Annotated in this window: 6 protein-coding genes; all 6 read left to right on the top strand. The window is 40.3% G+C overall.

The window, feature by feature from the left end; genetic code table 11:
* Positions 1-97: 97 nt before the first annotated feature.
* The 6 genes from ACHWSC_RS09590 (at position 98) to ACHWSC_RS09565 (ending at position 6,184) form a co-directional block, all read left to right on the top strand.
* On the top strand, positions 98-1,384 hold the full coding sequence (locus tag ACHWSC_RS09590) for a citrate synthase (RefSeq protein WP_075994228.1): 1,287 nt from the start codon (positions 98-100) through the stop codon (positions 1,382-1,384).
* A 250-nt stretch (positions 1,385-1,634) separates the two neighbouring features.
* A complete protein-coding gene (gene nuoH / locus ACHWSC_RS09585; protein WP_075994229.1) occupies positions 1,635-2,708 on the top strand; it encodes an NADH-quinone oxidoreductase subunit NuoH in 1,074 nt (357 codons plus the stop codon).
* Positions 2,709-2,711: 3 nt separating this feature from the next.
* The gene (locus tag ACHWSC_RS09580) at positions 2,712-3,275 is read left to right on the top strand and encodes an NADH-quinone oxidoreductase subunit I (RefSeq protein ID WP_046672765.1); all 564 of its coding nucleotides are present in this window, start codon (positions 2,712-2,714) and stop codon (positions 3,273-3,275) included.
* Positions 3,276-3,278: 3 nt separating this feature from the next.
* Complete coding sequence (locus ACHWSC_RS09575; protein ID WP_088162988.1) at positions 3,279-3,821, top strand: NADH-quinone oxidoreductase subunit J; 543 nt, start codon at positions 3,279-3,281, stop codon at positions 3,819-3,821.
* On the top strand, positions 3,818-4,126 hold the full coding sequence (gene nuoK / locus ACHWSC_RS09570) for an NADH-quinone oxidoreductase subunit NuoK (protein WP_075994232.1): 309 nt from the start codon (positions 3,818-3,820) through the stop codon (positions 4,124-4,126). The genes ACHWSC_RS09575 and nuoK overlap by 4 nt, the downstream gene beginning before the upstream one ends.
* 51 nt (positions 4,127-4,177) lie before the next feature.
* A complete protein-coding gene (locus ACHWSC_RS09565; RefSeq protein WP_394676587.1) occupies positions 4,178-6,184 on the top strand; it encodes an NADH-quinone oxidoreductase subunit L in 2,007 nt (668 codons plus the stop codon).
* The last annotated feature ends 1 nt before the right edge of the window (position 6,185 follow it).

Here is a 6,185-nt window from a genome sequence, read left to right as displayed (position 1 = left end):
TGTCATTTTAATTCCAAAAGAACTTTCAATTTTAAATATCAAATAGTTAAATTTGTGAGATTAGCATAACAAATCAGATATAAGATAATATATAAACATGTCAGATAAAGCATCTATAAATTTAGACGGCACTTCGTATGACCTTCCGGTCATTGTCGGTACTGAAAATGAAAAAGCAGTTGATATTTCCAAATTAAGAGATCTAAGCGGATTTATTACGTTAGACCCAGGATACAAAAACACAGGTGCAACGAAAAGTGCGATTACTTTCCTTGATGGTGAAAAAGGCATATTGAGATATAGAGGATATCCAATTGAACAATTGGCAGAGAAATCGACTTTCTTGGAAGTTGCTTATTTGTTGATTTATGGAGAGCTTCCAAAAAAAGAGGTATTGGAAAAATTCAGAGCTGACATCAAAAAGCAAATGATGATTCACGAAGATATGAAAAACTTCTTCGCTGGATTCCCATCCAAATCTCACCCAATGGGCCAACTTTCGTGTTTAGTAGGCGCATTGTCGGCATTTTATCCAGAATCTTTAAATCCAAACTTAACAGACGAAGAAGAAGATCAAACGATCATCAATCTTTTGGCAAAAATGCCAACAATCGTTTCTTGGATTCAAAAGAAATCATTAGGTCATCCTGTTGTTTATCCAAAAAACAACCTTGGCTACATTGACAACTTCCTAAACATGTTATTCGGAGAAGTTAACGATGAAAAAACATTCGATCCTGTTGTCATTGACGCCATGCACAAATTGTTGATTTTACATGCTGATCACGAGCAAAACTGTTCAACATCTACTGTTCGCATCGTTGGTTCATCCAATGCAAACCTTTATGCATCCGTTGCATCGGGTATCAATGCATTATGGGGACCATTACATGGTGGTGCAAACCAAGCCGTAATCGAGATGTTGGAGGCCATTAAAAACGATGGTGGTGATGCTGAAAAATATCTTGCTAAAGCAAAAGACAAAAACGACCCTTTCCGTTTAATGGGATTCGGTCACCGCGTTTACAAAAACTTCGACCCTCGTGCTAAGATCATCAAAAAAGCATGTGATGATATCTTGGAGAAATTAGGCGTTCAAGATCCGGTATTGGATATCGCTAAAAAGCTTGAAGAAGCAGCATTGAATGACCAATATTTCATCGACAGAAAACTTTATCCAAATGTTGACTTCTATTCAGGTATCATCTACCGTGCATTAGGTTTCAAAGCAGATATGTTTACCGTATTATTTGCTTTAGGCCGTCTACCGGGATGGATTGCACAATGGAAAGAAATGCGCGAAAACAAAGAACCTATCGGTCGTCCAAGACAAGTATACGTTGGCCACACAGAGCGCGACTACGTTGAATTTTCAAATCGTTAATCCGATTTCGATTTATATCCTAAAAAAGCATCCCTCGGGGTGCTTTTTTATTTTCATCTGAGCTAACATGGATGGCATTACAGCTGTCCGAAACCACCCACTCGAACAAGATATGATTACTTGTCGTTACGCTATTGTCACGATAATCTACTTGTTAAGTATATTTTAATTTTTCCTTATCTAAATTCCCTGTTTTTCGTTAAGTTTGCGTATTCATTGGTCTCTTATTAAAAATCATTATAAATAAGACTTGTTAGAAACAATACTACATATCTTGGTTCCCATTGCTATTTTCACCTTTATAGCAGCTTTCACCTTGTTTGCAGTATATGCCGAGCGAAAGATCGCAGGATTTGTACAAGATCGTCTAGGACCGATGGAAACAGGAAAGTATGGCAGTCTCCAAACGATCGCCGACATTCTCAAATTATTACAAAAAGAATTAATTACTCCCTCATCGGCCGATAAAATTCTCTTTAGAGTTGCTCCTATCGTTATTTTCGTGGCTGTATTTACAGGTTTTGCCGTTATTCCCTGGGCTAAAGATTTTATTCCAGCGGATACGCACACGGGTCTGTTCTTCATAATGGCCATCATCTCCATTGATGCTTTGGGCATTTTAATGGCTGGCTGGGGATCTAACAACAAATATTCTTTATTAGGATCCATGCGTGCCATAGCACAGATGGTATCCTATGAAATTCCGGTAGGCCTCTCACTGATTACGGTCGTTATGCTAACCCAAACCCTAAATTTAAATGAAATCGCTATTGGACAGGGCATCCTAACCAATGGAAGCATTAAATTCTTGGGCCTTTGGGAAGTCAATGAGATTGGGGGCCTCTTCGCCTGGAATATTTTTCAGGCTCCACATTTGATTATCACCTACATCATATTCTTTATCGCAACCCTTGCCGAGTGTAATCGTGCTCCCTTTGATATCCCGGAAGCCGAATCTGAATTGGTCGGTGGCTTCCATACAGAATATGGCGGGATACAATTTGCCTTTATCTTTTTGGCGGAGTATGCCATGATGTTTTTGGTATCGATGTTGGGGGTTGTTCTATTCTTAGGAGCTTGGAATACACCGTTACCAAACATAGGTGCGATACGTTTGGCCGATTGGACCACAGGCTTGGTGTGGGGAATATTTTGGACCTTAGCCAAATCATTGTTTATTGTTGGTATCCAAATGTGGATTCGATGGACATTACCACGGTTGCGTGCAGATCAACTGATGAGTTTATGTTGGAAAGTATTGACGCCGCTGGCTTTTCTTTGTATGGCCATTTCTGCAATTTGGCGAATTTTAGTTATAGCATAGGATATGATATTTAAAACGGCTTCGCATGCATTTCGTACGGCAATCAAGGGCTTATCTTTGACTGTGAAACACTTGTTTGGTGCCCGACGTTCGCGAACGGAATTAAATATCAAAAAGGATAACTACTTTGATCAGCAGGAAGGTATTGTTACTGTTCAATACCCACGTGAAAAAATGCCTATCCCCGAGGTTGCCCGCTATCAGCTGCAAGTCGATATCGAGGACTGTATTGTATGTGATTTATGCGCAAAGGCTTGTCCTGTCGACTGCATCGAAATCGAAGCCATCAAATCACCGGAAGCGATTGGAAAAACTTCCGATGGTAGCGTTAAAAGACTATACCCGGCCAAATTCAATATTGATATGGCCAAATGTATGTATTGTGGGCTATGTACTGTCGTATGTCCGACAGAATGTATTACCATGACCAACGAATATGACCGCAGCTCACAAAAACTGACTGATCTTATCTATGGTTTCTCAGATATGACCGATAGCGAGGTCGCACAACGTAAAGCAGAATGGACCAAGTTTCAAGCTGAAAAGGAGGCAGCAAAGCAAAAATAAAAGATGGAAAGTATTTTATTCTACGCCTTTGCTACCCTAGCAATCGGTTCAGCACTTTTGCTCGTCAATCTTAAAAATATTGCACGTGCTTTATTCTTGTTTTTTATTGTGCTATTTGCAATGGCAGGACTTTACCTATTTGCTTTGGCCGATTTTGTAGCCATTACACAAATTATGGTTTATGTTGGCGGCGTGCTCATATTGATGTTATTTGCCTTTATGCTTTCCAATAAAGAGCTTTTAAAAGATCTCCAAGATAGTAGCGGTTCATTCTTAAGCATACCCAAATGGCAGACTATTCCAGTAGTGCTTGGCTTCCTGTTACTCATGCTATACGGCATTATTGAATGGCAACAAGCCCCTTCTACGTGGATTTTACAAGCTAGGGAAAATAACACCGAGATTGTCGCAACAGACAATAATATTCATCAGATCGGATTACGTTTTATGACTTTTTATGTATTGCCATTTGAAATCATATCCGTGTTTTTGATGATGGCCTTGATAGGTGCCTCACATTTATCCAGAAAGGAGCGTACAATATGATTACGCTGACGCATTTTTTAGTTGTCAGTGCCTGCATCTTTTGCATTGGTCTTTATACCGTTCTTTCCAAGAAAAATGCAATTATGATTTTGGTCGGTATTGAGTTGATGATCAATGCCGCTATCCTGAACTTTGTTGCTTTTGGAAAATATGATAAATTGAGTTATGGTGGGCAAATTTTTGCATTATTTGCCATCGTTCTTGCTGCGGCCGCAGTCGCTGTTGGATTGGCTATCGTATTAAATGTTTATAGACATTACAAAACCATTAATCCGGATGAGATAAACCAATTAAAAGACAAGTAAGCATTGGATCAATTTGTTCACATATCACCCCTTCTGACCGCGTTGCTTACCTTGATAGCACCATTAGCGGCGTTCGTATATCAAGCAATAGTAGGTAAACGCGACCAGTCCGGCCTTGTTTCTCTCACGGCCATCATCCTCAGCTTTATCGCTGGCGGCTTAACCTGGTTCTCCATATGGAATAATCCCGCGGTATCAATTCAGGTAAATTGGTTCACCATCGGTGAAACGTCATTTAAAGTTGGTATCCTGCTGAACAATTTGAGCACTTTGATGCTTTTTTTGGTACCGACTGTTGCCTTACCCGTACATATATACTCCAGAGCCTATATGCATGGCGATGCAGGTATTCACCGTTATTGGATGTATCTCAGCCTTTTCTGTTTTGCGATGTTGGGATTGGTCATTATGGATAGCCTCCTGTTGATGTATGTTTTTTGGGAATTGGTCGGTTTTGCATCGTATCTCCTCATCGGCTTCTGGTTCACACGTGAGACAGCTGTACAAGCCAATAAAAAGGCATTTTTGGTCAATCGCATCGGCGACCTCGGTTTTCTAATTGGGCTTGCGATCCTATTTACACAGTTCAAAACCCTCAATTTAATCGATCTATTTGGGGACAATGGCTTAATCTATCAATCCACAATCGCCCAAGGATTATGGATATCTCCAGTCAATAGCTTACCTCAGATTTGGCTTACCATTGCAGGCTTAGCCTTCTTCTTGGCAGCTATGGCTAAATCTGCACAATTTCCATTACATGTATGGCTTCCTGATGCCATGGAAGGCCCTACATCCGTATCCTCGTTGATTCACGCCGCGACAATGGTTGCTGCTGGTGTATTCCTTCTGGCTACCGTATTTCCATTATTTAATGAATCTGCCTTATTATTTATTGCCATCATTGGTACAATAACCGCTGCTTTGGCCGCATACTTCGCGGTTGGCCAATACGACATCAAACGTATTCTTGCCTTTTCGACCATATCGCAGCTTGGTTTTATGATGGTTGGCATTGGCATTGGAACATGGGATGCTGCTTTATTTCATCTGACAACTCATGCTTTCTTTAAGTGCCTGTTGTTTCTTTCTGCCGGAGCTGTCATTCATGAAATGGCCCATCTTAAAGAACATAGCAACCTAGACTTTGACCCGCAGGATTTACGGAATATGGGCGGGCTACGTCAATATATGCCAAAGACCTTCGTGCTGATGAGCATAGCTTCGCTAGCACTTGCAGGATTCCCTTTGACTTCAGGTTATCTATCCAAAGATAGTATCGTTATCTCTTCCTTTGAATGGGCTATTTCAAAAGGTAATTTATACCTTATCATCCCCATAAGTTTGATTCTGGTGAGTATTTTAACGGCTTTCTACATCTGTCGTTTGCTATTCAAAGCCTTTTTTGGGGAGTTCAGACTGTTGAAACAACTTCAGGGCAAACTACATGATCATCCGTTGCATGAAGCGCCAAAGACCATGTTGATCCCCATGTTTGTTTTGGGACTGTTCTGCTTATTTCCACTGTTTTCTTTCAATCCGTTTTCGTATCACGATTCCTGGTTGATGGACGGCCTATTATTGGATGAATATACTTTTGCACCAAGCCATAGTGCGCACCTTATTATCCCTGCAATACTGCTTCTTGGTTCTGTTATTGGCTGGATCATTGGCTGGAAATGGTATGTACAGATTAAATACCCTTTGAACCCCGATAGCCAGGCATTAAAAGCCGCTTTCAACCAGGGGTATATCAATGAGTTTTACCAAGCAGTCTTTGTTAATGGCACATTAAAATTAGCACAGTTCTGCTATTGGTTTGACCGTCATATCGTTGACGCTTTCGTTTCTTTGATTCAGTTTATCGTCTTATCCCTTTCTCAGTTAAGTGTTTGGATAGACAAATATATTGTAGATGGTTTTGTTAATACGGTTGCTACTGTAGCCTATTGGACAGGCAATCAGGTTCGCCTGGTCCAAAATGGAAAGCTACAGACAACATTGTATTCCGTCTTTTTATTAGTTTTACTTGGTTTAATTTATCTTATATTCTTTTAGG

This window comes from uncultured Sphingobacterium sp., from assembly GCF_964277905.1.
Lineage (GTDB): Bacteria > Bacteroidota > Bacteroidia > Sphingobacteriales > Sphingobacteriaceae > Sphingobacterium > Sphingobacterium siyangense.
Note: the sequence above shows the minus strand (reverse complement) of the source record. Positions and strands in the feature narration are given on the sequence as shown.